General features: G+C 68.3%; 23 protein-coding genes and 5 pseudogenes. 10 read left to right on the forward strand and 18 right to left on the reverse strand.

What is annotated here, in order from left to right:
- Nucleotides 1–208 precede the first annotated feature (208 nt).
- A complete protein-coding gene (locus ACIPPS_RS05630) occupies nucleotides 209–784 on the reverse strand; it encodes a transcriptional regulator (protein WP_401427248.1) in 576 nt (191 codons plus the stop codon).
- 261 nt (nucleotides 785–1045) lie between these two features.
- On the opposite strand from ACIPPS_RS05630, the gene ACIPPS_RS05635 reads away from it, so the two are divergent.
- On the forward strand, nucleotides 1046–1531 hold the full coding sequence (locus ACIPPS_RS05635) for a hypothetical protein (RefSeq protein WP_401427250.1): 486 nt from the start codon (nucleotides 1046–1048) through the stop codon (nucleotides 1529–1531).
- Between the two features lie 283 nt (nucleotides 1532–1814).
- On the opposite strand, the gene ACIPPS_RS05640 is transcribed toward ACIPPS_RS05635, so the two are convergent.
- From ACIPPS_RS05640 to ACIPPS_RS05655, 4 genes and pseudogenes are all read right to left on the reverse strand, one after another.
- Nucleotides 1815–1985, reverse strand: coding sequence for a hypothetical protein (locus tag ACIPPS_RS05640; RefSeq protein ID WP_401427252.1), 171 nt, complete (start codon nucleotides 1983–1985; stop codon nucleotides 1815–1817).
- A gap of 332 nt (nucleotides 1986–2317) precedes the next feature.
- Nucleotides 2318–3016 carry a hypothetical protein gene (locus ACIPPS_RS05645; RefSeq protein ID WP_401427255.1) on the reverse strand — a complete coding sequence of 233 codons (699 nt, stop codon included), beginning with the start codon at nucleotides 3014–3016 and terminating at the stop codon, nucleotides 2318–2320.
- Nucleotides 3017–3137: 121 nt separating this feature from the next.
- Nucleotides 3138–4525 (reverse strand): annotated as a pseudogene (locus tag ACIPPS_RS05650) (NF041680 family putative transposase).
- Between the two features lie 419 nt (nucleotides 4526–4944).
- Nucleotides 4945–5445 (reverse strand): IS5 family transposase, encoded by a 501-nt coding sequence (locus tag ACIPPS_RS05655; RefSeq protein ID WP_401427257.1) that lies wholly within the window; start codon nucleotides 5443–5445, stop codon nucleotides 4945–4947.
- A gap of 979 nt (nucleotides 5446–6424) precedes the next feature.
- Here ACIPPS_RS05655 and ACIPPS_RS05660 point away from each other — a divergent pair.
- Nucleotides 6425–7269, forward strand: a protein-coding gene (locus ACIPPS_RS05660; protein ID WP_401429481.1) for an IS5 family transposase whose coding sequence is annotated in 2 segments (ribosomal slippage) — nucleotides 6425–6751 and nucleotides 6754–7269 — 843 coding nt in all. Because the reading frame shifts where the segments join, the coding sequence is not laid out codon by codon here.
- A gap of 363 nt (nucleotides 7270–7632) precedes the next feature.
- Here ACIPPS_RS05660 and ACIPPS_RS05665 read toward each other — a convergent pair.
- Nucleotides 7633–8436: a DUF6042 family protein gene (locus tag ACIPPS_RS05665; RefSeq protein ID WP_401427259.1), complete on the reverse strand. Its 804-nt coding sequence runs from the start codon at nucleotides 8434–8436 to the stop codon at nucleotides 7633–7635.
- A 587-nt stretch (nucleotides 8437–9023) separates the two neighbouring features.
- Here ACIPPS_RS05665 and ACIPPS_RS05670 point away from each other — a divergent pair.
- The 3 genes and pseudogenes from ACIPPS_RS05670 to ACIPPS_RS05680 all read left to right on the forward strand — a co-directional run.
- Nucleotides 9024–9296, forward strand: a complete 273-nt coding sequence (locus ACIPPS_RS05670) for a replication initiator (RefSeq protein ID WP_401427262.1) — start codon at nucleotides 9024–9026, stop codon at nucleotides 9294–9296.
- Nucleotides 9293–9604 carry a replication initiator gene (locus ACIPPS_RS05675; protein WP_401427264.1) on the forward strand — a complete coding sequence of 104 codons (312 nt, stop codon included), beginning with the start codon at nucleotides 9293–9295 and terminating at the stop codon, nucleotides 9602–9604. The genes ACIPPS_RS05670 and ACIPPS_RS05675 overlap by 4 nt, the downstream gene beginning before the upstream one ends.
- Nucleotides 9597–9720 (forward strand): annotated as a pseudogene (locus ACIPPS_RS05680) (excisionase); the annotation flags it as partial. The gene ACIPPS_RS05675 and the pseudogene ACIPPS_RS05680, both read left to right, overlap by 8 nt.
- Nucleotides 9721–10207: 487 nt before the next feature.
- Here the strand turns inward: ACIPPS_RS05680 and ACIPPS_RS05685 are convergent.
- The 6 genes and pseudogenes from ACIPPS_RS05685 to ACIPPS_RS05710 form a co-directional block, all read right to left on the reverse strand.
- The gene (locus tag ACIPPS_RS05685) at nucleotides 10208–10738 is read right to left on the reverse strand and encodes a hypothetical protein (protein WP_401427266.1); all 531 of its coding nucleotides are present in this window, start codon (nucleotides 10736–10738) and stop codon (nucleotides 10208–10210) included.
- A gap of 412 nt (nucleotides 10739–11150) precedes the next feature.
- A pseudogene (locus ACIPPS_RS05690) lies at nucleotides 11151–11402 on the reverse strand (sigma factor); the annotation flags it as partial.
- Entirely contained in the window at nucleotides 11399–11977 is a 579-nt protein-coding gene (locus ACIPPS_RS05695) for a VOC family protein (protein ID WP_401427269.1), read from the reverse strand. The gene ACIPPS_RS05695 and the pseudogene ACIPPS_RS05690, both read right to left, overlap by 4 nt.
- A 158-nt stretch (nucleotides 11978–12135) precedes the next feature.
- Nucleotides 12136–12774 (reverse strand): TetR/AcrR family transcriptional regulator, encoded by a 639-nt coding sequence (locus tag ACIPPS_RS05700; RefSeq protein ID WP_401427271.1) that lies wholly within the window; start codon nucleotides 12772–12774, stop codon nucleotides 12136–12138.
- A 50-nt stretch (nucleotides 12775–12824) separates the two neighbouring features.
- Nucleotides 12825–13853, reverse strand: coding sequence for a zinc-binding dehydrogenase (locus ACIPPS_RS05705; protein ID WP_401427273.1), 1029 nt, complete (start codon nucleotides 13851–13853; stop codon nucleotides 12825–12827).
- Between the two features lie 30 nt (nucleotides 13854–13883).
- Nucleotides 13884–14960 (reverse strand): lipocalin-like domain-containing protein, encoded by a 1077-nt coding sequence (locus tag ACIPPS_RS05710; RefSeq protein ID WP_401427275.1) that lies wholly within the window; start codon nucleotides 14958–14960, stop codon nucleotides 13884–13886.
- Nucleotides 14961–15688: 728 nt separating this feature from the next.
- Here ACIPPS_RS05710 and ACIPPS_RS05715 point away from each other — a divergent pair.
- On the forward strand, nucleotides 15689–16198 hold the full coding sequence (locus tag ACIPPS_RS05715) for a hypothetical protein (RefSeq protein ID WP_401427277.1): 510 nt from the start codon (nucleotides 15689–15691) through the stop codon (nucleotides 16196–16198).
- A gap of 379 nt (nucleotides 16199–16577) precedes the next feature.
- Here ACIPPS_RS05715 and ACIPPS_RS05720 read toward each other — a convergent pair whose 3' ends face one another.
- From ACIPPS_RS05720 to ACIPPS_RS05740, 5 genes are all read right to left on the reverse strand, one after another.
- Nucleotides 16578–16853, reverse strand: coding sequence for a hypothetical protein (locus tag ACIPPS_RS05720; RefSeq protein WP_401427280.1), 276 nt, complete (start codon nucleotides 16851–16853; stop codon nucleotides 16578–16580).
- A 611-nt stretch (nucleotides 16854–17464) separates the two neighbouring features.
- On the reverse strand, nucleotides 17465–17680 hold the full coding sequence (locus tag ACIPPS_RS05725; RefSeq protein ID WP_401427282.1) for a hypothetical protein: 216 nt from the start codon (nucleotides 17678–17680) through the stop codon (nucleotides 17465–17467).
- Nucleotides 17681–18287: 607 nt separating this feature from the next.
- Nucleotides 18288–19520, reverse strand: a complete 1233-nt coding sequence (locus ACIPPS_RS05730; RefSeq protein ID WP_401427285.1) for a PP2C family protein-serine/threonine phosphatase — start codon at nucleotides 19518–19520, stop codon at nucleotides 18288–18290.
- A gap of 378 nt (nucleotides 19521–19898) precedes the next feature.
- The gene (locus ACIPPS_RS05735) at nucleotides 19899–20102 is read right to left on the reverse strand and encodes a cold-shock protein (RefSeq protein WP_030556983.1); all 204 of its coding nucleotides are present in this window, start codon (nucleotides 20100–20102) and stop codon (nucleotides 19899–19901) included.
- Nucleotides 20103–20182: 80 nt separating this feature from the next.
- Nucleotides 20183–20764, reverse strand: a complete 582-nt coding sequence (locus ACIPPS_RS05740; RefSeq protein WP_401427287.1) for an SMI1/KNR4 family protein — start codon at nucleotides 20762–20764, stop codon at nucleotides 20183–20185.
- 671 nt (nucleotides 20765–21435) lie between these two features.
- Here ACIPPS_RS05740 and ACIPPS_RS05745 point away from each other — a divergent pair.
- Together ACIPPS_RS05745 and ACIPPS_RS05750 are read left to right on the forward strand one after the other, a co-directional pair.
- A complete protein-coding gene (locus tag ACIPPS_RS05745; protein WP_401427290.1) occupies nucleotides 21436–22245 on the forward strand; it encodes an SDR family oxidoreductase in 810 nt (269 codons plus the stop codon).
- Between the two features lie 890 nt (nucleotides 22246–23135).
- Nucleotides 23136–23183, forward strand: a pseudogene (locus tag ACIPPS_RS05750) (hypothetical protein); the annotation flags it as partial.
- Nucleotides 23184–23209: 26 nt separating this feature from the next.
- Here the strand turns inward: ACIPPS_RS05750 and ACIPPS_RS05755 are convergent.
- Nucleotides 23210–23347 (reverse strand): hypothetical protein, encoded by a 138-nt coding sequence (locus ACIPPS_RS05755; protein ID WP_401427292.1) that lies wholly within the window; start codon nucleotides 23345–23347, stop codon nucleotides 23210–23212.
- Between the two features lie 294 nt (nucleotides 23348–23641).
- On the opposite strand from ACIPPS_RS05755, the gene ACIPPS_RS05760 reads away from it, so the two are divergent.
- Both ACIPPS_RS05760 and ACIPPS_RS05765 read left to right on the forward strand, forming a co-directional pair.
- Nucleotides 23642–25201 carry an FAD-dependent oxidoreductase gene (locus ACIPPS_RS05760; RefSeq protein WP_401427294.1) on the forward strand — a complete coding sequence of 520 codons (1560 nt, stop codon included), beginning with the start codon at nucleotides 23642–23644 and terminating at the stop codon, nucleotides 25199–25201.
- A 315-nt stretch (nucleotides 25202–25516) separates the two neighbouring features.
- Nucleotides 25517–25597 (forward strand): annotated as a pseudogene (locus ACIPPS_RS05765) (plasmid stabilization protein); the annotation flags it as partial.
- Nucleotides 25598–25790: the final 193 nt, after the last annotated feature.

Genomic DNA, 25790 nt, shown 5'->3' on the forward strand with positions numbered 1-25790 from the left:
CGCGCGGTCTGCTCCGCAGACGCGACGCGCCGCCGCTACGCGGCGGTTCAACTGCCCTGCTCCGCAGGGCAGTTGATAGAGCGTCACTCCGTGACGCTGGATCGGATCGCTCCGCGATCCGATCGCTGGAATTCGCTCCGCGAATTCCAGAAAAGCGGCTGGCTAGGGGTGGGGTGGCTCGGTGCTTCGGTTTTCCGAATTCTGGAATTCAGGCGGAAAAGCCGATACTGGAAACGTATTCGTACTGGCCCCATTGCGAGCCGAGATCCTGGGTCACATCGCTGACCCAGACATCATCCATGCGCTGAATATCGTTATCGGCCCAGGCTGAGACGATTCGGTCCCAGCGGCGAACGTTCAAGTGCCGGTATTCTACGTACCTCTGATGGGGCCTCGGAACCTGGGACTGCACGAGCGGGTGGAGCTCCACCCTGGTACCGCGTCCCTGCCGGTTCAACCGAGCCAGAAGGTAGCGGGCCACATTCTGACGCCGAACAGCCAGGTAAGCGGCCTCCACCCGCTCCAGGTTCCGCCGGGAAGGCGCACGCTCGCCGGCCTTCCAAGCCTTGATCGTGCGGTCCGTGACCGTCAGGCCGGCCACCCGCGCCGCCTGACGCGCATGCTCACTCCGCGTCAGATAATTCAACCGCGCCAGAAACCCCCGACGCTGCTCCACAGGCGTAGCCACAAAACCCGCGAACTCATCCAACTGACGGGCAACCAACTCATGCCCCTTCACACCACGAGCACCAAACTTACCGAATTCAATACTCCGCTCCGGCACCCCCGCCGCCCTCCCACCAAGCAAGCCATAACTGCAATTCAAATACTACCAGTAGAGGGCGCCTAATTGACGTGCCATCAAAATTGATTTCTGTAAAAGAATTCCGTTTAAAGAATCGAGTTTGGCTCCTGCCAACCGCTGATGACGTGCCCGGGATGCGCGGACGGCAGCGGCCCGGTCCGCCAGCGCCACACGCGCGCAGCGACTCCGAGCAGCGAAACGAGGATGCGAAGCGGCAGTCCTGAGCACTACAACGAGGGGATGACCGTATTCCTCTGTTCCAAGTGCGGCACCGCGATCACGCCGGAGCTGGCCAAGCTTGCCGCCATCCCTGACGTCTCCGACGACGAGCGCGACCGGAACGAGGAGAGACGCCGGGCACCTTCCACCGTTCCGCGGGGCCACTACGCGATCGATCCCAAGCCCTGGGGACCTCCCTACGTCGTGCAGGACGATCAGGAGCACCCGCAGCCGGCTCAGTCGCGCGGGCCAGTGGTCTGCCGTGAAGAAGGCTTCGTCATCTCGGCGGGCAGCCGACACACAGTGCTGGTGCACCCCGACGACGCCGCCGGCCTTCAGCCACTGCCCAACTGGGAGAAAAGCAATGGGTGCTGCGGACCGACAGGCGACGAGGGGCTCAACCGAGCCTGCCCCTGCGGCGCTCCGGTCGCGACCCTCGCGGCCGACTGCTTCGGGCCCTACGAACTGCACCTCGACCCCGTCCGAACCTACGCGTTCTCACAGTAAGAACTCATAACGGAATGACTCTAGGGAATCCACCCTGAACTGGCGTGATGCCTGAACACCGACCGCGTCGGTGCAACGGGTGGGACCGGTGGCTCGGACCGGGAGGGTCGAAGCTCACCCCGTTCTCGTCGAGTGCGTTGAAGACGGTGACGCGACCCGAACCGAAGGCGAAGCTGATGTCGACCTTTCCCTGGGCGGCATCCCCGCCTGTCCATTCGAGCAGTTCGGCCCCCTTGAGGGGCAGCCCCAGCAGAGCGTGCAGTCCGGGGAAAGGTTCGGGGCGCTACTGCAGGTCGAAGCCAGGCCACCGGACTGGTCGGGTGGGGTCGATCATGTTCAACGTGAGGGAGAGCTCGCCGAGCTTTTGATGATTGATCTCGACCTGCTCGCCATCGAAGTCGAACAGCACCGGGCAGTCGCAGAACCACTCGTCATCCCTGAGGTCCCAGACCATCCAGACTCTCGTGAGCCTCCGGCCAGCAAGACCGCGCAGACGACTCCATGCTCCTGCACGACTTCACTACGGCCGTCCAACCATGCTGGCTGGTAGCCCGCGATGCTGAAATCGAACATGACGTCATCCTGTCAGAAGTGCCCCTCCTGGGGTCAGAGCAGTCCCGAACGGCGACCAACCCGTCAACTTCTCGAACACCCCTGCCGGGACAAAACGCTCTTTTAGTTTGTTTTTTTATCTACTCTGCCCTCGCAGGTTGAGCGTTCTCATCGCAGTCTGAGTGGCTGTGACCTGGCGGCCTCGGTCGGCGGGCGGTTCCCACCCGCCATGTGTCAGCGGCCTTGTGCGCTCTCGCGGGGGTCCGTGGCCGTGATCTGCTCAACGAAGCGCCGCACCTGGTCGCCGACGGGCTCCTGCATGGACACTGGCATCACATGCCAGCGGGACACCCCGCCCGGACCGAACCCGTCGGTCACGAAGTGCATGATCACTTTAGGAGAATCCCCGCGCTCACTGACACGGATGCCGAGCGTGAACCGCTCGCAGTTCCACCGCTCACACCAGTCGGAGGCCGCGATCCGTTCGGCCAGCAGGCGTGCTGCGGTGTCGACGGGCTCCTCCCAGCCGTGGTCCGTTACGACCCTGACCAATTCGGCGTCGTACTGCGCGGCGTCGAAGTGGATCTCGGGCGGGACCGGGACCCGGTTGTCGTTAGTGTTCTCCCAGTCTGTCCACTCGACGAGATCGCCAAAGCGTTGGATGGTGACGAACACTCCTCCACAGCAGCCGGTGTCGCAGTCGTTGTTCGACAGCTCGACACGCCGAGGCTCGTCGCCGGCCCACAGCGGCCACGTCTCGGGCGAACCGAACCACCTCTCCTGATAGCAACTCGAATCGCCATCCGGGTGGCTCTCCTGCAACACGTCGCGGCCATCGATCAGCGGACGTATACCCGCCCCCTTCTTCATCGCCTTCGGATGCGGAAGGACAGGACGAAGGATAAGGACGCTCAGCGGCGCAAAGCTTTCCATGTCCCCTATCTTCGCGGATCCGGTACAAGAGAAGAGATTCCAGGCACTCGACCGTGGGCGCGAACACCTCGTTCTCACCAACCTTCGGTGAGAACGCTCAACCCTCACTGCGAGAGGTCATCTACCAACATCTTCCGGGCTTGCCGGTGGCCTTGAGGGTCTCGGGTCGTTTGACGGTCTTGCCGACGTCGTAGCGGGGTGCCCGGTGTTGTTCTTGGCGCCGGGTGGCCGTCCGGGGCCGGCGCCTCGGGGTTTGGGAACACGGGTCGGGCAGGCGAGGTGAGCGCGGACGTTCCTGAACCCTCGGGCCGGCGGAGGTCCGCGGCGAGCGGCCGGGCAAGCCGGAGCTGGGTATAAGCGACGATCAGGATCCAGGTCCAGCGGTCCGCAGCCTCGGGAGTACGGAGTTTTGGAGTGGTCCAGCCCAGGGTTTGCTTCGCGAAGCGGAAGGTGTGCTCCAGATCGAAGCGGCGGAGGAATGCCTGCCAGAAACGGTCCACATCGTCCGGAGTTGCACCGATCTTCGAGGACCGCAACCACACGGGCGGGGCATCCCGCTCCTTCGACAGGTGCTCGACCTTCAACCGAATCAACGTGCCTTCAACCAACGGGAGTTCCCCGTCATAGTCGAGCCAGGAGGAGCGGTGGGTGAGCCGGGGGTCGAACCGGTCCCACGCCTGGGTCTCCCCTTGCCGTAGTTGGTGGTATCGGTGACCGTGGTGATCGCGGGCTCGGGCCAGGTCTCGGGCATGGTGAAGCGGAATTCCGGTCCGTGCTTGGGCGGCCGGCCATTGACGCCGTGCATCCGCGGTGGCTTCGGCAGCCGCATGACCCGGTCGGAACGGACCCGGCCAACGAGCTCGACCGGCAGATCGCGCAGGAAGGCCAGACGGGTGACGTCATAGCCGGCATCGCTCACGATCACGATGGCCGGGTCCCCGGCCTGCCACTGGCCCGCGGCGATGAGCCGTTCAACGACTCCGCGGAGCTGGCCCGCGGTGTTGCGGTGGCGTCGTCCACCGGCACCGGGCCGAGCCTGACCACGTCCAGGATCGCGGTCCATGACGTGGCACCCGGCTCCAGCACGGCCACGAAGGAGTACGGCCAGCCCGGAATGAACTGCGAGGCCGTCTTCGCCCGGCTGTAGACGTGACAGAAGAGCCGCTCCGCCGAGCACGGAGCGTCCGAACGCAGCCACGGCGACACATCGACCGCCAGGACCAGGCGCCCGCCTTCGAAACGCGGTAACGACAGCCCGGCCAGCAGCCTCCGCAGCCGAACGACGTCGACCCGTCCGTGGTTCAGGCCGCCGTACATCGCTCCATGCCCACGACGATGCTCCCGCAGCAGCGTCAAGTCCACCGGCGACTTCACCGCACCGTCCGCACACAGCACCGCGTCCGCCAGGTCGAACAACTCGTCACGCCGGGCGGTCAGACACCTGTAGACCTCTCCCCGGAAGCGTGACGCTTCCGCGAACGCTTCCCTCCGAACAGCATCAGGCAGCAGACTCCCCCTCACAGCCTTCGTCTTGGTCACGTGCACCTTGGTCGGAGCACGTGATCAGACGAAGGCCGCCCCCACGTCCGGCGAACCCCCAGGTGAGCGACTCAGTTCGAGACACCGTTCGAGACCGGAAGAAAAAGAACAAGCCTAGGCCGTGTTGACGGGTGGCGCCTCTCCGGTACGGGAACCTGGCAACTGCTGACGACGACGGCGGACAGGTCGTCCGGCTCGCGCTGACAGCCCGGACCCGAGTGGAGAGCCGTTCCCCCGCGACGGCCACTGACACCTCGACTCCTGAACCCCCATCGACATACTCGTGGTCCTTCTACGTGGACCGCGATCAGAACGACGAGCTGAAGCTGTTCTTCTTCTACGGCGAGCCCGACATCGGGAACACCTACGTGATGACGCGCGAGACAGGCTCATAGCCATCGGTTGATCGCTGTGACCAGCACCGTCGCCTCATAGCGGACCGCGAGCTTGTCGTAGCGCGTGGCGACAGCGCGGTTCCCCTTGAGGCCGTTGATCCCGCGCTCGACCGCATGGCGCTCGGGTAGTCGGCGGGGTCGAAGCGCGGCGGCCGGCCTCCACGGGAGCTGAGCTTCTGGCGATTGCGGGCTTGGTTCGGCCTTGTCCGGGATGGTGCAGCGGATCCCGCGGCGGCGCAGGTAGGCGCGGTTCTCGCGGGAGGCGTACGCCTTGTCGGCCCTCATGCGGTCGGGGCGGACGCGTGGCCGGCCCGGTCCGATGCGAGGCACGCGGACCTTCTCCAGCACGGGTTCGAACTGCGGCGAGTCCCCGCGCTGTCCGGCGGTCACCACGATCGACATGGGCTTCTGGCCCTGCTCGACGGCCAGGTGCAGCTTGGTGGTGAACCCGCCGCGCGAGCGTCCCAGCCCGTGATCACCGGGCTCGGTAGACACGCTGCCCGGCGGCTCCTTCTGCAGGTCGCCCTGCTTGCGGGCCCGGCCGCATGCTGATGAGCGCACACCGTGGAGTCGACGCTCAGGTCCACGTGATAGCACCTTCCGCGTCGGCCAGGGGCTGAAGACGGGTGAGAATCCGGTGACAGGTGCCGTCCCGCTGCCATCAGCGAAACAGGTCGCAGATCCGGCCCCACGGACCGTACGCGACGGGCACGTCCCGCCACGGAACTCCGGTCCGGACCCGAACCGTATGCCGTCGATCAACTGTCACCGAGGCCAGACCGGCGGCCGTCCCGCCCTGGCGCCCGTCGGCAACAGCCGCTCCAGCACCGCCCACTGCGCGTCCGTGAGGTTTGGCCCCACATCGCATCAGTGATCACTGACCGTGCGGGTGTATTCAATCCACTGATCAGTCGATCAAGCGCAGTGCCCTCGACCACCGGGCTCACCTGTGAGGCAGGCGTGGCACGGGCATCGGTCCGGGTGCGGACTGCCCGGCGCCGTAGCGGCGCGGTACTGGTGCGCGTACCGTTCCAGCGTCGCGGAGACGTCCGCCGCGTGGTCCGCGTCGAGCCCGTGCCCGTGTCCTGTCTCGTGCAGCCGTTTCAGGAGGCCTGGAGTGTGGACGAGCTTAGGCCGGAAGGTGTGGAGGTGGCGTGTCGCCGTGTCGATGACGATCCACCGGCTGGTATGCCGTTCACGTCCGATCACCGTGACCCGTTCGCCTCCCGGCCCCCAGTACACGCCGGTCACGTACACCTTCGCCCCGCCCTTGAAGAACTTCGTCCCCGGGCGCAGTTCCTGGCCGCCGGTCCCGCACCGGCGCCAGGCCACCACGTTCGCCGCCACCAGCCTGACCGGTTCCTGCCACGGGACCTCCGACTCGTTCACTTGCCTTGCCCGCCTTACTGATCGTTTCAGAATGAGTTGAGCTGTGGGTCTTGTGTCCGACGATCTTGGTCGGCAGGGTGTCCGGGTGCGTGCTGATCTTGTTCCTGACGTCCTGTGGGAGCGGGTGGTTCCGCTCCTGCCGCCCGCTCCCGAACGGCGCCGCCGGTATCCCGGACGGCTGCGTGTTCCCGACCGTGTGGCGCTCGCCGGAATCCTGTTCGTGCTGCGGACCGGTGTCACGTGGCGCGATGTCCCGGCCGAGGCCGTGGGCTGCTCCGGGGTGACGGCCTGGCGCCGGCTGCGGGACTGGACCGAGGCCGGTGTCTGGCCACGCCTGCACGCCGTTCTGCTGGCCGAACTCCGCCGCGCGGACTCGTTGGACCTGGACGACTGCTCCGTGGACGGCTCTCATGTTCGGGCCCTCAAAGGGGGGATCATGTCGGCCCCTCGCCTGTCGACCGTGCCCGCCCGGGCTCCAAGCACCACCTGATCGTCGACCGCTACGGAACCCCGCTCGCCGTCACGCTCACCGGCGGCAACCGGCACGACGTCACCCAGCTCCTGCCGCTACTCGACGCCATTCCCTCGATCCGGGGACTGCGCGGACGTCCCCGCCGCAAGCCCCGGCGCCTGTACACCGACCGTGGCTACGACTTCGACAAGTATCGCCGCCTGCTGTGGAAGCGCGGCATCAAACCCGTGATCGCCCGACGTGGCGTCGCCCACGGCTCCGGACTGGGCAAAGTGCGGTGGGTCGTCGAGCGAGCCTTCGCCTGGCTGCACCAGTTCAAGCGACTCCGCACCCGCTACGAACGACGCGCCGATCTCCACCAGGGCCTGCTCGAACTGGCCTGCAGCCTCATATGCCTGCACCGGCTCCAGCGGGCGGTCAATCGCGCCAGTAGCGGAGACGGGCCTCAGACCCGTTGATACGCACGATGCAGTCCTTGAAGAGCTGAAACGGAGGGTGGCCGTCAACTGGAGCCAGCGTGAGCCCCAGATCCTGCAACGGCTTGGCCAGGGCGACGAACCTGAGCCCATCAGGGTCAGGGCCTTCGTAGGCCGCCCATGCCTCGAACAACGACCTCACGCTTTCCCAGCCCGGCCCCGAAGCGAAGCGCGCTAGGAAGAATGGCTGATCACAGCCGTACTCGCTGAGCTCACCGACCAGGACGTCTCCATGCAAGAGCTGCCATCGCGTCATCTGGTGTCCCCATCCCCCACGACCCAGTCGAGTCCGCATCATCGCAGCGCGCAACTCTCTGGCCAAGCGTTTCATTCTGAAACGATCAGTCAGTCACCGCGGCTGACCTGGATGCGGTTCTCGTGGAAGTGCTCCCAGTCCATGACCAGGCGGAAGCGGCGGTGGGCCTCCAGGCGCTCCGCGTCGGCCGGCTCCTCGCCGCGCTGGACAGTGGCGTTGCCGGATTTCACGAGCTCCGCGAGAGCGAGCCGAACGTCGTCGACGTCCTGGTCCGTGGCTGCCGCAAGCCGGTCCAGCGAGGTGAGGGTCTCTGTCGGTTCACCCAGATCATCGACCAGGTGGACGATGAGGGTGTTGACAAGCGGGCCTGTGCGCATCGTCCAGCGGATCCCGTCGAGGCGCTCGGTGAGTTCGGGGTCCAGGGGCAGCAGATCGCCGGGCAGCGGCAGCGCGGCGGGCATCGACCACCGGGTACCTTCCGGCATCTCCTCGCGGCTGGCCAGGCCCCACGTCAGGTAGAGCTCGGACAGTTCCCGCACGGTGCTGGGCACCGGAAACCCGGCTGTCGTCAGCATGGCGCTGAACTGCTCCCAGCGGGCCGCCTCGCACGCCTCGCGGCCCTCCGGCGCGGCCTCGTAGTCCCATTCCTCATCCGGCCAGGAGAAGGTGAGGGGGCCGTCGAGGTTGCCGCCGATCATGTCCCAGTGCCCGTCGAAGATCTCGTGCACCAGGTCGTCCAGTGAGCCGGTGAAACCGGGCTGGCACGCCGTCCCGATCAGCATGGTCAGCGGGAAGCCCTGACGGGGCAGGACGTGCTCCCAGCCCGACACCCACCAGTCGTTGTGCATCGCCAAGTCCCGGCGCGACCCGGGAACAGACGCCTTCTCAGTCATCCGCAGCTCTTCCTCGAAAACACCTCGATGCTCGCAGCGTACGCAGCGAGACGCGGCAGGTTCTCACAGACGTCCCACCCGTCACCTTGCTTCCCCATCCCGAGCCACTGGCCTGCGGACGGACGCCACTCGGGAGGGGCCGCCCGATAGCCAGCCAGGTCCAGGGGCGGGGCGAGCTGCCCAGGATGGGCGAAGCCCAGCGCGGAGCGCCGTCACAAGGCGCTCGCCGCACCGTCGTACGGCCCGGTCCACGGCCGACCCACCGGAGGCTCCGCCCACTGCCGCTGCGGACGCACCCACACCAAGGGCGACCCGCTCCTCGGCACCCCGCTCGCTCCGAGCGGCACGAATACACCGGCTGGAACGCGCACGCCCCGGCACTGTGGGCCCCCTTCATGCTCCATCCGCCCCGCACCATCGCCGCCGCAGCCGGTGTCCCGCAACAACTACTCCTTAAGGTCGTCCGGGTCTCGTACGCCAATGTCGCCGAGTACCAGCAGCGCGGACTGATCCACTTCCACGCCGTTATCCGCAACGACGGTCCTACACCCCGCCGCCCGGCTGGGTAACGCTCGATCTCCTCGGCGATGCCATCCGTCTCGCGGCTACCCGGCCCACATCGACGGGCCCGAGGTCGACGGCGTGCCCACCCCTTCGCCTTCGGCGAGCAGATCGACACCAGGGGCATCCGGTCCTCCGCCTTCCACGGCGGGATCATGTTCACCGAGGGCAAGGTCGACGGATACGTTGCCAAGTACGCAACCAAGGGCTCCGAAGCCGCCACCGGCACTCTCGACCACGGACTGAAGAGGGTCTCCGAACTCTGGTTGGAGACCATGCCGGAGCACGCCGCCGAATGATCCGCCTTGCCTGGACCCTCGGCGCGCGCGACGACCTCAAGCACCTGAGCCTGCGTAAGTGGGCCCACATGCTCGGCTTCCGCGGCCACTTCTCCACCACAACCCGCGCCTACTCCACCACCCTCGGCGCCCTTTGGGCCGCCCGCGCCGCCTGGCATCGCCGCCACACCCCTCCGGCCGCCCCGACGACCCTCGTCCTGGCCCACTGGGCCTACGACGGCACCGGCCTGGCCCCTGACCTCGAACGCCTCGCCGCACTCATCGGCGGCGGCCCGACGGGCGAACAGGAGGTAGCGACTCGTGCGTGACGACGAACTCCTCACCGTTCCCGAGGTCATGGCCCGCCTCAAGATCGGCCGCTCCGCCCTACGACCTCCTGCGCACCCGCCGCCTGGCCTCCCTGACCATCGGCCGCGCAAGTAAAGATGGTCGGCGCTCGCCACGCCACGAGTGCTTCGTCCGCACAGGTGAGGGTGCCCGTCAGGGTTCCGGAAGTGAGAGAAGTGGCAGACGCGGTCGGTATACAGCTTGGTGGTCACCAGACGACCACAGCCTCCGAGCAGCAGCCCGCACCAGAACGTGTCGTGGTCGTCCTGCCGGCGGAAGGCGTCCAGTTCGATCGCTTCCAGCGGCAGCATCAGCGGCTCTTCCGAGCCCGCGCTACCCAGAACTGCCGTCTGAATCTGCCGCCTGTCACTCCGCACGGACCCCCACCTTTCATCCCAGCTCAGCGTGCCACCACACCTGTCGGCTATGCAGCCGATCACGCGTCCGTCTCGCCGACGATGCGGGCGAGGTTGCAGCGGACCTACCCGCGACCCGAACTCCTGCCCGTCGCCGATCCCTGGTCCGGACGCGGCCGCAGGCGCGGAGGGGCTGGAAAGGGCGCTCGACGCGCTGGTGGGCGCAGGCTATTGGTCCCCGTCGTCCTCTGGTTCGGATTCACGTACGAACCACAGGTCGAGGATGTACTGCTCAGTCGTAGGGCACTGTCTCCACGCTGCTCCAATCTGTTCCGCGTCCGATTGCTCCTGGGAACCGCGCTGGGTACACGTGTTGTAGTAGGCAGCTGTGGCTTCTCGCCCGCTCCATGCCGCGTGGCCGTCGTAGACGCCAGGTCGGGGCAAGGCCATCTCGCCCGCCGGCCCGAAAGTGACCTGGCTGATGACGAGCTGGCCCGTCTCCGATTCCAGAGAGACAGGGACCGTGCCCTCCGCGTCTTCCGGGGGCTGCTGGGGGGTGTCCCAGACCCTGATGGTCACCTGTACCGCGATGTCGGGCTGGCGGGTTTGCAAGTAGAGGTGATAGCCGTCTCCGGCGACTACCTGGGTCCTCGACCGGTAGTACGCCTCGTCGCTGCCGACGTAGGCGTCCGAGTCGTACACCTCCACGAGCCCATGATCCGGCCGGGCGCTGGTGCTGTACTCGGTGATGAGAGGCACGAGGGCTCCGTCATTGATCAAAGAGTGGTTTCCGCGTAGACCGCGGACCCTACAGGGCCCCACTGACAATGCCTCTGACGTGCGATTGTCTGGTTCCGGGCGGTGTTCGGCGGCTGGTGAGCTGAACCGGCGGGGTCACTGCTCCGGGTATGCGGGCGCAGCGGGTCGTTCCGGCTGGGCTTGTGAAGACGCGGGAGAGCGCGTCGGCCGCTTTCGCCGGGCCGGGTCGCCGGCGGCCGCCGAGGAAACGACGTCCAGGCGGCCAGTCTCCTCGTCGAACGACACGGCCTTCACGTGCCCGGTGAGCTCGGGCGCGGCCGTGGTGCGGATGGTCTCCCACTGGGCCAGGACGCTGCCGCCGGCAGCCGGGGCGACCAAGCCGCGCTCGGTCATCATCATCCCGATCGCCGCCCTCGTAGGCGGTTTCAGGGTGGGCTTGACGGGATCTCAGGAGGTCCAGGCTGATTCGGCCCACAACGGTGGTCAACCAGCCTGCCAGATTGCCGATGGTGGCCGCGTCCTGGCGTGCGAGGCGCATCCAGGCTTCCTGGACCACGTCCTCGGCATCGGCGTGGGAGCCCAGCACGCGGTACGCGACGGCGCGCAGCCGGTCGCGCTGGGCCTCGAACGCCTCGGTCACGAGGCCGGACGGATGGGAGGTCACGGCTTGCGCGACTGACGGAGCGAGATCCGGTTGCCGTCCGGGTCCACCGCCTCGACGCGGACCCCGAACGGATAGTCCACGGGTCCGGACTCCTCGAAGACGACGCCGCGTCGGCGCATGATCTCGAAATCCTTTCGCAAGTCCTCGGATTCGAGGATCAGCGGGCCCGGCGCGCCCGCGCCGCCCGGCTGTCCCGCGGCCGGCGCATGCGACCACAGGATGATCTCCACCGGGCTGTCGGGAACGCCGACGGTGAGGAAACGTCCGTCGGGCCCCGGAAAGTCGAGCCGCTTCTCCAGGCCGAGTCCCTCGGTGTAGAACTCCAGCGCGCGGTCCTGATCGGTGACGTAGATCGTCACGTACATGATGTTGGTCAGCATCCTGTTCTCAATTCCCTCGTTGGCAACGACCGTTCGTGTTCGGCCGTCACACCCATGACGAATGCCGGCGGGAGAAGGTAACAGGGCCGGTCGGCCCGAGCGCATGCCAGGCGCAAGCGGTGCGGCTCGGCAAAGGGCCCGGTTGCCGTCGCTGAGGCCCACGTCCTGCTGGGGTGAGGGCAGGGCGATGTTCACGATGATGGGCTCGGGGTCGGCGGATCCCTGTTCGAGCGGACGGGATGCGACCGCGGCCGGGCGGTCGTCGAGGGCTGCTGCTCGACCCGCGTGGGGCGCTCGGCGCCGCCGCGGGGCGGGGTGATGAGGACGCGGGGTTCGGGCGGGCAGCGTCCGCCTTAGGGGCGCAGGGCGTTCATGACGAAATCGGCGACGGTGTCGGCGTACGCGTCGATGTGGTCGGGCGCGAGTGGCGCGGCGGTGAAGAGGCGTTCGGCCTGGGCACGGCTGGCGTACATCGCGCCGCCGCCGGAAGTGATCATGTAGAAGATGACTTCGGCGGGAACGGGACGGATCTCACCGTGGTGGACGAGTTCGTCGCGGATCGGCAGGAAGCGTGCGACGACGGGGACGGTATAGGTGTCGGTGATGTAGTCGAGTCGCTCGCCGGGGTGCCCTCCTTCGATGTTCATCAGGCGCAGGAGCTCGGGGTGGTGGCCCGAGAAGCGCGCGAAGGTGCGGACGAAGGTACGCAGGCGGTCCGGCGGCGGCGCCGACTCGTCGTCGGAAGCGAGGAGCTCGGCGACCAGGAGCCCGAAGCCCCAGTCGACGGCGGCCTTCCACAAGGCCTGCTTGGAGCCGAACCTCTGGTGGAGCAGGTTGTGGCTGACGCCCAGCTCCTCGGTGAGGGTGCGCAGCGAAACGCCTTGGAACCCATGGGTGGCGAACGCCTGCAGCGCGGCCTGGAGCACCTCTTCCGCGGGGGCGGGGGTTTCGTCCTTGCGCGGGCGACCCCGGGTGCGTGCTGCCTTGACCATGGGTTCATCGTAGGCACGTGATGGCCGGGTCCGGGTATTCCGGTCAGTCGTCATTCGACCTCGATCACGATCTTCCCCTTGGCGCGGCCGCTCTCGGAGTACTCATGGGCCTCCGCCATCGCGGACAGAGGGTAGGTGCGATCGATGACCGCCTGGACGGTGCCCTTCTCGGCCAGCTCGGCGAGCAGCTCAAGAGCCGCGCGGTCGGGGCGGAACAGGCTCCATGCGTACGCGCGGCGGTGGCGCTTTTGACTGCTTCGTTCCCGCAGGAAGATGCGGACTGCCTGGATTCCACCGCGCAGCAGGCCTTTGGCGTCGACCAGGCTCATCAGGGGATGGACGAGCGTGGCGTATCCGGCGCCGGGCCCGGGACGCAGGATGGAGATCATCTTGGCTTCTTCGGCCTGGTCGGCCAGGCAGATCGCGAAGTCGTAGCGGTCCAGGTGCTGGCTGAAGTCCTGGGTGCGGTAGTCGAAGACCTCGTTGGCGCCCAGACGGCGGCACAGATCGATGCCCTGCGGGCCTGCCGTGACGGCGACGTGGGCGCCGAGCGCCCTGCACACCTGGAGGGTGACGACGCCGGTGCCACCGGTGCCGCCCTGGAGGAAGACCCGTCGGCCTGTGGCGGCTTCCGCGCGGAAGCCCGCGTCGGTGAGCCCCGCCCACGCGGAAAGGAACGCATAGGGCAGAGCGGCTGCTTCGGCGAAGGAGAGCGAGGCAGGTTTCCGTACGACTTCGGCAGCCTTGACCAGGCAGTACTGGGCATAGGTGCCGTGGATGGACGGGCTTTTCGCGCCGAACACGGCGTCACCGGTCTGGAGTTCACTGACTCCGGGGCCGACAGCCACGACTTCGCCGGAAATATCGCTGCCGAGGATCTGCGGGAAGCCTCCGATGCCGCGAAGGCGCAGGAGGGCACGGCCGTAGCCGCCGCGGCGCCGGCAGTCGATCGGATTGACCGAGGTGGCCCGCAGGCGTACCAGGACCTCGCCCTTGCCCGGTGGGCGCGGGACAGGCACGTCGGCGTAGTCGAGGACGCCCCCGGCAGAGCCGAACCCGCTGATCCGTACCGCTCGCATCGCTCTCTTCATCTCTTCTCCGTTACTGGTTCAGTGCTTGCCGAAGTACATGAGTTCCCACAGGGCGGGTGCTTCCAGGCTCTCGGGGGCCGTGCCCGGCGTGAGGTGTTCGACGCTGACCTGGCCGGTGAAGCGGAGGTAGGCGCCGTTGAAGCCGGCGGCCGCGGCCAGGAGACGCTTGGCTCCCTTGAGGGATTCGATCATTCGGTCCTGGACGATCGTGGACTGGCGGCGGAAGGTCACCCGGTAGCGGTCACCGCCCGCCTGGGTCGCGTCGTAGTCGTAGACAACGGTGTTGGCGACGGGCTTGCCGGTGACCGGGTCGGTCTGCTCGTCACTCTTGGTGAAGCGGACCAGTGAGCCCTCGTCGGCGAGGATCTCGCCGTTCTTGGCGAGTACGAAGATCGGGACCTCGGCGGAGTCGAACTTCTTCGCCGCGGTGATGTGCGAGGCGATCACCGTGTACGGGCCGGCTTCCGCGCGCATCCAGTACCAGTGGTGCATGAGGCGGGCCATGTCGGCGTCGCCCCAGTTGTGGTCGTGGTAGCCGGTGCCGGTCCTGGTCTCGGTGACGCCGTCGAGGGTCAACGTCGCCTCCACCGTGCCCTGGGGCACGGACGGCAGCCAGGCGAAGTACTTCTGCCTGTCCCCGTCGCCGAAGAGGATGTGCCCGGTCTCGGGACGCCAGGCGGGGACCTGGCCGGTCAGGGTGAGATCGGCGGTGATGCCGTCGAGGTCCACGTGAATGCGGTAGGTGTGCAGGTCGCCGGCGAAGGTGTTCTTCCCGATCCGCAGGTCGCACCGGTCGGTGGCGAAGGAGAAGTCGTCGGGGTGCGGCTTCGAGGTGTGCTCTATGCGGGTGCCGTCCGGTCGGTCGAGTTCGAAGGTGACGACCGGGGCTGCGGGCTGGTTGACGCCCTTGGCGCTGCGGAAGTCCTTGGCCATGAAGTTGATCACCAGGGTGGAGCCGTCGTCGAGGACGTAGTCGGAGTACCACCACTCGAAGGTGCCAGGGCCCCCCGGGGCGGAACGGAACCCGTCCTCCCACTGGGCGATATCTCCCTTGGCCAGGCCGAGGCGCTGGTACTCGGCGGGCCTGTCCGCCATACGGCACGGTTCGGTACGGGGCACGGTCTGCACCTCACTGTCGGTCGGCGTGCGTCGCGCACGCTGAGGGTCCTCGGTCACCCACCCCCCGGTTCTATTAATGGGCAACTGTCAATTAAAAGCAAGTGGGGACCACCGCAACCCTGAGCGAACGGCAACCGCCCGAGCCGGCGTCGCGATCGCCGAAGCCCGCCGCCGAAGGCCATCCCGAGGGCGCACGCCAGGCGGACCCGGGCGCCCCGTCGCCGTGGCCGCCGTGCGGGTCGACCAGGAGGTCAGCCAGCCAGCCCTTCGGGGCCGGCCACAGCACGCCCGTCCGCTCCATGTAGCCCTCGCTGCCCCGGTGCTCCTGGGCAAGCGGTCCCACCATGGACAGAGAAATGGCCCCATTCAATACGCTGACCTGCACGTTTGCGTGCGGGCAGGTATTGGATGGGGCCGTGATCACGGGTATGGGCCAGCCCCGCGACCTTGTGCCGCCACCTTGGTCATGGGGCGCAGGGCGTGGACAGGACGCCACCCTTGAAGGCTCCGTGTTGACCGGCAGCTCGAAGAGGCCCTGACCCACGGGCCTGACCCACTGCATCTCGCCGAGGTCTCCGGGCTCGGCGAGAAGACCGCGATGCGCTACGCGGACTCCGCACGAGCCCTGCTGGAACAGGCCGCTGAACAGCACCGTCGATGAAATCTGCTCGACCTGGACGCACCGTGAAGGAAATCATGGGCGAGTGACGTCGACCGAAGCAGCAGCATCCGCTCTACAGGACCATGCCGCTCTCTGGAGCATGGGGGACATCCGCGCGAGCGACGTGGTGAATGCCGCCTGTGATGCGCTCGTAGCCGGACTCGACACCCCCGGCCTTCGAATGCTCGCCGCCTGCACGCGCGCCGAGGCGGACTACGACGTCCACGACCTGCTTCCCCCAGCACTCGACGAACTCGGCCTCGCCTTCTATCCGGTCGGCAGCGAGGCCGGTCAGGAAGCCGCCGCCCGAGCCCTCGCACGCCGCATGCTCGCCGGAGAGCTCACGCCTCGGGAGTTCACCTTCCGGATTCACCAGCGCCACGGACATGAGCTGCCCCTGACCGAGCGCCTCGCCGAACTCGACGACAAGTACGACACCCTCGAATACGGCGACAGAACCGTGGACCAGGTCAATGCCGAGGTCACCGTCGAAGCGCGCCGCCTCGCAGCCCACCCCACGGTTCGTGCCGAACCCACGGATTCGCCGGGCTGATGCACACGGACCGGCCCGCGAGTTCCCGCTGAACAGACTTCGGCTTCCCTGAACCCACGGGCCTCCTGCTGCCCTCCTGGACGCAGGATCACCAGTGGTTGACCCTGCGGCCCGTCCTCCGCCCCCGAGGCGTCAAGGGGTTTGCCGTGCTGCCCCGGCGCTGGAAGGTCGAACGGTCCATTGGCTGGATCATGAACGGCCGCCGCAACTGCCGGGACTTCGAGCGCCCGCCCCGGCACGCAGAAGCCCATCTGAACTGGCCCCTTCATCACCCTCATGACCCGGCGCCTGTCCCGGAAGGGCCCCCGCACCGACAGCTGGACGAAGAAGAACCGGCCCGCCGGCTGACTACTCCTCAGCCGACAGCATGAGCAGCAGGCTACGCGCTCTCCAGAGCCTTGATCACATGGTCCAGTTCCAGCGGCATGACCGCGATCAGAACCTCCCCGACGGACGAATCGCATTCCACGATCCGGGATCCCGGGTTGACCGCCACCGTCTCACGCAGTGAGGGCGAGCGCACCCCGGCCTGACACAGATCGGCCGGCAGAACGGCTTCCCGCTTACCGAAGGAAGGCTTCCAGACGAGGGGGCCATCGCCGATCAGCAGGTGCCCCGCCCGCCAGCGAGAGCCCTGAGTGGGCCACTTGAGCATGCAAGGCACCCCGGCCGACTCCTCGGCGGATATCGCGGTCGACCTCTGCTGTCGCTTCCGACGCATCAGTCATCCCACGAGGGCTGCAGCGACCACACCAATCGTTAGTTCGATCACTCTCGCATTCAAGCAGGTGGAGAACGCGGGCGGAGCCATCAGCGAACAGCAGGACCCCGTACCTTCAAAATCACCTCCTCAGCCTGGAGCGGGCGTGACACGGCTTACGACCGGTCGTTCAATCGGACGGTCAAGCGAAGTACACAGAGATCCCGGGACGTCACGGCGTACGTTCCCGGGGTCTCGTGCTGGCTGCCGGCCTGTGAGGCCTCGTGCAACACCGCCGTCCAACACGCCCCACCGTCCCACTCGGTTTGATGTTTTCGCAGGTCAGGGGCGCAACGCGGACACTGTGGTCCCCCGTGTCTCAGAGATCCTGTTGCAGACCGCGACCAGGACCGCGGTGGGTGCCCGAACAGCGTCAGGCGCTGCCCGTGGCCACGGCCGCCCGAGATTCCTGAGTCATCAGGGCGACCGAGCCGCGCTGGACAGGGGCCGGGCCCTGCTCGCCCCACACTTTGTGCAGCGCGGGTCCTTCGCGTACGAGGCCATTGTCAGCTCTTTTCCGGGCCGGTGAGGTGTGGCCACAGCAGCTTGAGGTCGTGGGTGGGCCACTCGGCCAGGACCTCGGGGTCGTGGGTCGTCCACTGGTGAGCTGTCCCGATGGCGCCGGGGGCCTTCGGCCTGGAGCCGCTCTGGCTGGGGAACGGGCCGGATTCCGCGCGGGCGGTGAAGGTCGCCGGGCCGGGCGGGCGGAGCAGGAACAGCAAGGGGTGGTGCGGGGGTGAAATCGAAGTGGCCCAGGCGGGCGGCGGGCTTCTCGTCGAAGAGCTGCGGCTCGGTCCACAGCCCGACGGTGACCACCAGCCATGTGTGCGGGCGGTCCGGATCGTTGCACAGCAACAGGTCGAGCGTGCCGACCAGGAGGAGGCCGTCGGGAAGCTGGGTGGTCAGGTACTGGCGCGGCGGGCCAAGCGCCTGCGGGAGGCCGTCCGTGGCAAGTCGGGATGCTCGGCTGCAGGGCAGGCGGACCCACCAGGCGTAGTACGGCGTTCCGTCGTCGTAGGAGACTCGCGGGCTCGCTGGGCTGTGTGTACGAATACTGCGTCGACACCCGTTCGTCTTCCTCGCCCTCAAGGAGTGCCGCCAGGACGCGCACGTCTCAGTGGGGGGTGATCGCGGTCCTGAGCACGCCGGCGAGGACGTCGGTCCGCAGGGCCTCGGCCTGGTGGTGGGGGTGCCGCTGAACGAGCGATGATCACTGACCTTCGGCGGCGCGGTGGGCACCTCGTGGTCGGCGGTCTGCTGCTCGGTCACCGCCAGTCGCTCGAAGGCGACCTCCGTTCCCGGAGCGTCCACGGCAGCGGATGGCCGAGCCTACGGCTCTGGGCGGTCGGCCGAGGCTTGATGGGTGTCCGCCCCGGAGCTGACGTGCCGCTGGGTCTCCTGCGGACCGTGCCAGTCCAGGCACATCACGGTGGCATCGTCCTCGAGCCGGCCGCCGGCCGCGCCCCGTACCGCTGAAGTCATTGCCAGAGCGGTCTCACGGGGGTGCAGGTTCCGGGTGCGCTCCAGCAGGTCGAGGAGATCGACTTTCTCTCCATGGCGCTCGAGCATGCCGTCGGTGAACATGAGCAGTCGGTCGCCGGGGCACAGGTCGATGTCCTGGGCGCGGTAGGGGTGGGGCATGGGCACGGACAGTCCGAAGGGATGGTCCACCTCGCAGGTGATCGCCTTCGCGACCCCTTGGCGCAGTCGTAGTGGCCAGGGGTGGCCGGCGTTGACGAGCTGGGCCCGCCCGGTGTGGAGGTTGATGCGCAACAGCTGCCCCGTGGCGTGGCCCTGGCCGTGGTCGGCAAGGGCCTGGTCCGCCAGATGAGCCTGCTCCACCAGGCCGGCCCCTGCGCGACGGGCGCCCCGCAAGGCGCCGACCAGCACGGTGGCGGCCAGGGCCGCGTCGATGTCGTGCCCCATGGGGTCGGTCACCGACACGTGCAGGGTGTCGCGGTCCAGGATGTAGTCGAAGGTGTCGCCGCTGAGGTCTTCGGAGGGCTCGAGGCTCCCGCACAGGGTGAACTGGGCCGCCTCGCACGACAGGGACGGGGGAAGCAGCTGGTACTGGATCTCCGCGGCCAGGGTGGGCGGCCTGGAACGCTTGCCCCAGGTGTACAGGTCGGTGAAGCGGCCGTTGGCGATCACGACGTAGGCCAGGACGTGCGCGGCCTCGCCGACCGCGGTGAGGGTGTCCTCGCCGGGTCCGGCCGGCAGAAGGAGTTCCAGGAGTCCGATCGCGTCTCCCCGGTTGGTGACCGGGGCGATCACGCGGTGTCCGCGAGGGGTCACCTCCTGGTACAGCCGCTGGGTACGGATCACATGTTCGTACACGCTGCCGAGCAGTGGAATCCGTTCCGCTTCCTGGCCGCTCTCCCCCACAGTGGTGGTGGACAGCCGGGCCACCGCCTTGCCCGTCAGGTCCACGATGAGGAAGGAGACCTCGACGGCCCCGAACCGCCGTCGCAGATCCCGCGCGACGACGTCGACGGCCTCCACCGGCGCGGCCGTCTCCGCTGCGGTCAGAAGCCGGGGAAGCTCACTCTGCCCATCGCTCACCGGCACGGTCCCTTCGACGAGCCCCTCCTGCGCCGACCCGGCGATCCGCCGGGGTGAGCGCTACCAGCCAGGCTCTTCACCTACACATCATCCACCCGGAGAGAGGCGGCCACAGGTTGCCGCATCGCTCCGCAGCGCGGCGCGGCAGGTTACTGGCGTGTAGGGCCGCGGAAAACATCGATGCAGCTCGGCGACCGGCGCACGCTCGCCTCGACCAGCGCCTTCTGCGTCAGGTCACATAGGCATCGCGGGGCCCCGCCCGTCCGCTGTTTTTACGGGGTCGACAACACCGTGAGTGCGTGCCGGACGCACTCAAGTGGGAGCGCGCGGAGCAGCGGCGCGCACTGACCCGGTGCCCCCGGCGGGGTGTCGGGCGGGTCAGGCGAGGTTGATGTTCTCCGCCTGGGGGCCCTTCTGGCCCTGGGTGACGTCGAACGTCACCATCTGGCCCTCCTGGAGCTCACGGAAGCCCGTGGAGTTGATCGCCGAGTAGTGGGCGAAGACGTCCGGGCCGCCGCCGTCCTGGGCGATGAAGCCGAAGCCCTTCTCCGCGTTGAACCACTTCACAGTTCCTGTAGCCATGTCTCATGCCTTCCGGTCGATGAACGCCGTCCGCGAGATCTTGATGGAGGACGACGGCTACTGGGTCGACCTCGACGGATTCACCGCACCCACTCCGTAACCGGACCATGAGAAGTGCCCCCCGGCCGTTCTTCGGTTTCGGAGGGCACTTCTGTTTCACGGCGGTCCCCCGCGCCGATCCTCGTCAGCATGTCCGCCACGGAGTCGAAGTAGTGAGCCAGTGACGCGTACTCGCCGATGATCGTGGGCGAGCCCACGAACCATCTGCCGATACGTCCGTCCGTCGCATCGATGAACTTCCCCGTCCAGGCGTCCTGATCCGACAGGAACGGGATCCACTCCTCGCGCCAATCGCCCCCACCGGACAAGGGGTGGTTCGCGTGGAGCCTCTCCATCGCCCGGATGCCCAGAAAGAAGCTCCCCTCGTCCGGGAACCCGGCGTAACCGCAACAGGCCACGTCGTCGTCCACATCGTCCTCGGGAAGATCCAGGTTGTTCTGTAGCAGCCACACCCGCAGGTCCTGAGGCAAGGAGACACCCATACGCTCCTCGGCGGCCGCGAGCATCCGCTCCGTGGCCGGGCCGGGCAGGTCCGCGTGATCGGCCGGAGCATGCTCCCGGAGGAGATTCATTACGCGGGACCAGCTCTCCACCACACTCATTCCCCCGCTGCCCCTATCTGCACGGATTCGCTATGCCACTCAACGGGCTCACCCACTGTAGCCGGACAGCCCGGCGGGCCGGTCGAAGCGTCCCCGGGCTGCTGGAGCCTACGATCTTGGTGGTTTGCGCCGCTTGCCCCAGCTGCCGTGCGGCCTGTTCCGGTCCTGGGCCGTCATCACCGCGTCGAACTGGGCTGTGCTGGTCACTGCTCGTGGCTCAGGTACGAGTGTGGTCGCAGCCGATCGCCACGGGACAGCGGATGCCCAGCCGCCCAGGGGCACGGTCTCGTCGTAGTGGGGAGCGGATTGCGCGACGGTGGTGGTGGCGACGTGACAATTTGCGCTGCGGACGTGTTCGAGGAACCTCTCGGGCAGCGAGATGTGGTGGGTTTCCAGATAGTGCGGGAATCACGCGGTGGGCCGCAGGTCACCGCGTGGACGCGGCCCGCCGGTGGGAAGCGTTCGAGGGCCTGATGGGCCGCATCGCGGGCAGGTTCGCCGAATGCGCTCGAAAAGCGGATCGGCCTCACGCGGGCTCCTAGCAGGTGCCAACCATCGGGTCTTGAGGGAGCCTGGGCCGGCGGGGTGGACGTCAGGATTGGCGCTGCGAGTCGGTGGTATCCATCTGTCTGGCAATCCGGGAGCACCGTCGACGCCAGCCAGGAGGGCACGTGAGCGAGGAAGTCCCAGCTGTCAGCCCTGTAGCCCTGGTCACAGGGGCGGATTCGGGTATCGGCAGAGCCGTAGCCGTCCGGCTGGCGCAACAGGGCATGGACGTCGGTATCACCTGGCATCGCGACCATGGTGGGGCGGAGCGCACAGCGGTCGAGGTACGTGCCGCCGGCAGGCGCGCTGCGATGGCCCCTCTGGACCTGTCAGATCTGCCGGACGCCGCCGCGGTGGTGGACGCGCTGGCGGACGAACTCGGGCGCGTCGACGTGCTGGTCAACTGTGCGGGTACAGGCACGTCCACCCGCTTCCTCGACCTTGACCACACGACCGTCCGCCACGTCATCGACGTGGACCTCATCGGTCCCTTTCTCTGCTCACAGCGAGCCGCACGTCGCATGATCGCTCAGGGCGAAGGAGGCCGCATCGTGAACATCACCTCCGTGCACGAGCACCAGCCGAGAGTCGGCGCGGCCCCCTACTGCGCAGCCAAAGGCGGGCTGGGCCTGCTGACGCAGGTGATGGCCCTGGAACTCTCCGAGTACGGCATCACGGTGAACTCCGTGGCTCCCGGCGAGATCGCTACTCCCATGACTGGCCAGGAGGACACGGACGTTCAGGCTGTCGACCGGCCCGGCATTCCGCTCGGGCGCCCTGGCGATGCCCGGGAGGTGGCCTCCGTCGTCGCCTTCCTGGCCGGCCCGGAATCTTCCTACACGACCGGGGCGTCCTGGGTGGTCGACGGCGGCATGCTGCGCATGGGGCCGCAGGCGGGATCCCACCTGCCCTCCGGCGACTGGCGCCGCCCCTAGACCTGCTTCGCCGGCCCGGCTCGGAGCGAGCGACCCGCTGCGCGACCGATTCCGCGTAGGGCGGAATGCCCTGAGCGGCGCGAGCCGTCGCCGAGTGCGCCGCCGCGCGCCGCCCGGCCATCGTCGTCTCGCAGGAGCGGCCCTTCGGCGAACGGACAGCGAGGGGGCGCGCCCTGACGCGTGGCCGACTCGCCGCGGTCGTCGACCGGTGGCAGGTGGCAGGCGGCAGGCGGCAGGCGGCCGAGGAGTGGCCCGCACTGCTCGAACTGGCCCGCGCCCTGGGCGGGGACCGGTGGTCACGCTGGGCGCCGGGGCGACGGCGCTGCCCAGGCCGCGACCGTCCTTGCCGCCGCAGCCCGAGGAGAGCGAGCCCTCTGATGCGCACCGCCGTGATCACCCTTGCCGCCGGCCGGCACCGGCATCTCGCCCCGCAACAGGCCGGGCCGGCGGCCGGCTCACGCCCGCCGGACCAGTCCATCGTCGCGCCATGGACGACGCGGGCCTGCGTGCCGTCCTCGCCGACCGGCGGCCCGCCGCGACGATCGTCGACTGCCCGGGGCACGACGGGTCCTGCCGCTGGCCCGGGCGCGGAACCTCGGTGCCGTCCACGCCCTGGAGCACGGCGCCGAAATACTGGCCTTCCTGGATGTCGACGGCGTTCCCGGTGAACGGCTTCTCGACCGCTACGCACAGATGGCCCGCGACCCCGCCCATCGGCACTCCCTGCTCTGCGATGCCGTCGCCTACCTGCCGCCCCCCGCCCCCCGGCCGGCTACCGCCTGACCGACCTGCCGACACTCGCCGGGCCCCACCCCGCCCGTCCGGCCCCCGCGCCCGACGAAACCCACCAGGGCACGGACCACACGCTGTTCTGGTCACTGTCCTTCGCCCTGACCACCGACACCTGGCACGCCGTCGGCGGCTTCAGCGAGGAGTACGAGGGGTACGGCGGAGAGGACACCGACTACGGCCGGCGGGCCCGCACCGCCGGCGCCCCGCTGGCCTGGGTGGGCGGCGACCAGCCTTCCACCGGCACCACCCGGTCTTCAGCTCGCCGGTAGGGCACCTCGACGACGTCCTGCGCGACGCCGAAATCTTCCACCGCCGCTGAGGGTGGTGGCCCATGGCCGACTGGCTCGACGCGTTCGCAGACCGCGGACTGATCCGCTGGAGCCGATCGACCGCACGTCGGGAACGCGCCCCGCCCACCGGAACCGACGCGACCACGACGGACCCGAGGCTGCGTCGGCCATGACGGAGCACAACACGTATGGGTCCTTCACCGCCGTCGTGAGAGGCGAACCCCAGTTGCCTCCACGGCGTACAAGTACACCCATGTGGTCCCCGTACCCGTGGCTGTCGGCATCTTCCCCACGGAACGAGGAACACGCATTGCATGAACGCACACCACGCTGCCGTCCCTGAGCCGCTTCCGGGGCTCGACGAGTCGTACTGGATGGCCACGAGCCCGCCGACAGATTTGCCCCCGCTTCCGACGGACACGGAGACGGACGTAGTGGTCGTGGGAGGCGGCATCGCCGGGCTCAGCACCGCCTGGGAACTCGTCCGCACCGGGCTTCGTGTGGTCGTCCTGGAGGCCGACCGCATCGCCGCCGGCGTCACCGGCCACACCACCGCCAAGGTCTCCGCCCTGCACGGCCTTGTCTACGGCCGGCTCCTGCGTACCCGTGGGCTCGATGCAGCCCGCATGTACGCCCGTTCACAACAAGGTGCCGTCGAACGGATCTCCGCTGTCCGCGACGAGCTGGACATTGACTGCGCGTGGGAGCGACGCCCAGCCTTCACCTACACCACTCGGCCCGAGAACCGTTCCGCACTTCAGGCAGAGGCATCCGCAGCCCGGGATGCGGGGTTGGACGCCCGGTACGTCGAGCAGACCGGGCTGCCCTTCGACGTGGCGGGAGCGGTGCGGGTCGAGGGACAGGCCCAGTTCCACCCTCGGGCCTACCTCCTCGCCCTGGCCGATGACTTCCGGTCGCGCGGCGGTGTGATCCATGAGCGGAGCCGGGTGACGGGCCTGCACGAGGGGACCCCGTGCCGGGTCACTACCGAGGCGGGGCACACGGTGACCGCGCGGGACGTCGTCGTCGCCACCCACTATCCCGTCTTCGACCGGGCCCTGCTGTTCGCCCGTCTCTCACCACGCCGGGAACTCGTCGTCGCCGCGCCCCTTGCCGCTGACCAGGATCCGGCCGGCATGTACCTCACGCAGGACGACGGCAAACGGTCCGTACGCACCGCCCCTCACGGCGACGACGGACAACGGCTGCTGATCGTGACCGGTGAGAGTTTCACCCCGGGTGAGGGTGACCCGGCCGCCGGCTTCGCGCGCCTCGACGCGTGGATGCACGCTCGCTTCCCCGTGGGCGACACCGCCTACCGCTGGGCGGCCCAGGACAACGACGTCAGCGACACCGTGCCGATGATCGGCCGCTACCACCCGGGCGCCCGGCACACCTACGTCGCCACGGGCTTCGGTGGGTGGGGCATGAGCGGTGGGGTGCTGGCCGGACAGCTCCTCACCCGGCTCATCCACGGCGAGGAGCCGGTGTGGGCGGGTCTGTACGACCCGCGAAGGCTCTGGAGCGCGGTGCGCGAGGCCCCCGCTCTGCTGAAGCAACAGGCCGACGTGGCGCGTCATTTCGTGGGTGACCGCCTCGCCACCACCCACGTCGACTCGGTCGCCGAGATCGCCCCGGGTACGGGAGCGGTGGTACGGATCGACGGCAGCCGGTGCGCCGTCTACCGTGACGAGTCCGGTGCCGCGCACGCCGTCTCGGCCCGCTGCACCCACCTCGGCTGCCTGGTCTCCTTCAACGCGGCCGAGACAGCCTGGGAGTGCCCGTGTCACGGCTCCCGGTTCGCCACGGACGGATCGGTCCTCCAGGGCCCCGCCACCCAACCGCTCGCGCCTCGCAACCCGACGCAGCAGTAGCACTCTGTTCTGGCCGCCGATGGGCGTCGCCTACGTGGGTGGGCTGGGCGGCGTCCCCCTGCAATGGAGTTGGGGCCCAGCGGAGTGCATGGCGCGCCAGGGGCCAATGGCCGCCCTCGCTGCGCGCCCGCAGCCCTCTCTGTGCCCGGCCGGGGCCCCGCTCATCCGTTCGGTCGCTGTCTGCTCGCACAGCTACCAGGACTCCGCGTCAGCTGGGGCCACTCCGGATCCTGAAAGAGAGGCCCACCGGAAGGTCCGCGTAGGTCGTCGGGCAGCCCGTCCGGTGGACCGCATCCGGTCTGGAAGGAGTACGTCATGCCGCAGGGTTCCAGCAAGAAGCGTGAGAGTCAGTACGAGCACATCAAGGAAGGCGCGGAGAAGCGCGGCACCTCCGAGGGCGCTCCCGCGCGACCCCGCCCCCACCGCCTGGCTCCCTTTCTCGAGACTCCCCTGGCAGCAACCCTGGGCTGAGGCGTCGCGCGCCGAGCGCCGAGGCGCGCCACTGGAGGCCTTGCTGAGCGTCCTGGCCGGCCCCCCGAAGTCCGTGGCGAGCACGCCGGAAGACTGTCCCGTCGACACCCGGAGGCAG

The organism is Streptomyces sp. NPDC090127 (genome assembly GCF_044746945.1).
Classification (GTDB): Bacteria; Actinomycetota; Actinomycetes; order Streptomycetales; family Streptomycetaceae; genus Streptomyces.

Coding starts and splice junctions, on each gene's coding strand:
- ACIPPS_RS05710 (WP_401427275.1), bottom strand. CDS start 14,960: ATGGCGGACAGGCCCGCCGAGTACCAGCGCCTCGGCCTGGCCAAGGGA.
- ACIPPS_RS05700 (WP_401427271.1), bottom strand. CDS start 12,774: ATGGTCAAGGCAGCACGCACCCGGGGTCGCCCGCGCAAGGACGAAACC.
- ACIPPS_RS05760 (WP_401427294.1), top strand. CDS start 23,642: ATGAACGCACACCACGCTGCCGTCCCTGAGCCGCTTCCGGGGCTCGAC.
- ACIPPS_RS05645 (WP_401427255.1), bottom strand. CDS start 3,016: ATGGAAAGCTTTGCGCCGCTGAGCGTCCTTATCCTTCGTCCTGTCCTT.
- ACIPPS_RS05705 (WP_401427273.1), bottom strand. CDS start 13,853: ATGCGAGCGGTACGGATCAGCGGGTTCGGCTCTGCCGGGGGCGTCCTC.
- ACIPPS_RS05740 (WP_401427287.1), bottom strand. CDS start 20,764: ATGAGTGTGGTGGAGAGCTGGTCCCGCGTAATGAATCTCCTCCGGGAG.
- ACIPPS_RS05635 (WP_401427250.1), top strand. CDS start 1,046: ATGACCGTATTCCTCTGTTCCAAGTGCGGCACCGCGATCACGCCGGAG.
- ACIPPS_RS05665 (WP_401427259.1), bottom strand. CDS start 8,436: ATGACTGAGAAGGCGTCTGTTCCCGGGTCGCGCCGGGACTTGGCGATG.
- ACIPPS_RS05675 (WP_401427264.1), top strand. CDS start 9,293: ATGATCCGCCTTGCCTGGACCCTCGGCGCGCGCGACGACCTCAAGCAC.
- ACIPPS_RS05720 (WP_401427280.1), bottom strand. CDS start 16,853: ATGCTCAAGTGGCCCACTCAGGGCTCTCGCTGGCGGGCGGGGCACCTG.
- ACIPPS_RS05670 (WP_401427262.1), top strand. CDS start 9,024: ATGCCATCCGTCTCGCGGCTACCCGGCCCACATCGACGGGCCCGAGGT.
- ACIPPS_RS05735 (WP_030556983.1), bottom strand. CDS start 20,102: ATGGCTACAGGAACTGTGAAGTGGTTCAACGCGGAGAAGGGCTTCGGC.
- ACIPPS_RS05640 (WP_401427252.1), bottom strand. CDS start 1,985: ATGGTCTGGGACCTCAGGGATGACGAGTGGTTCTGCGACTGCCCGGTG.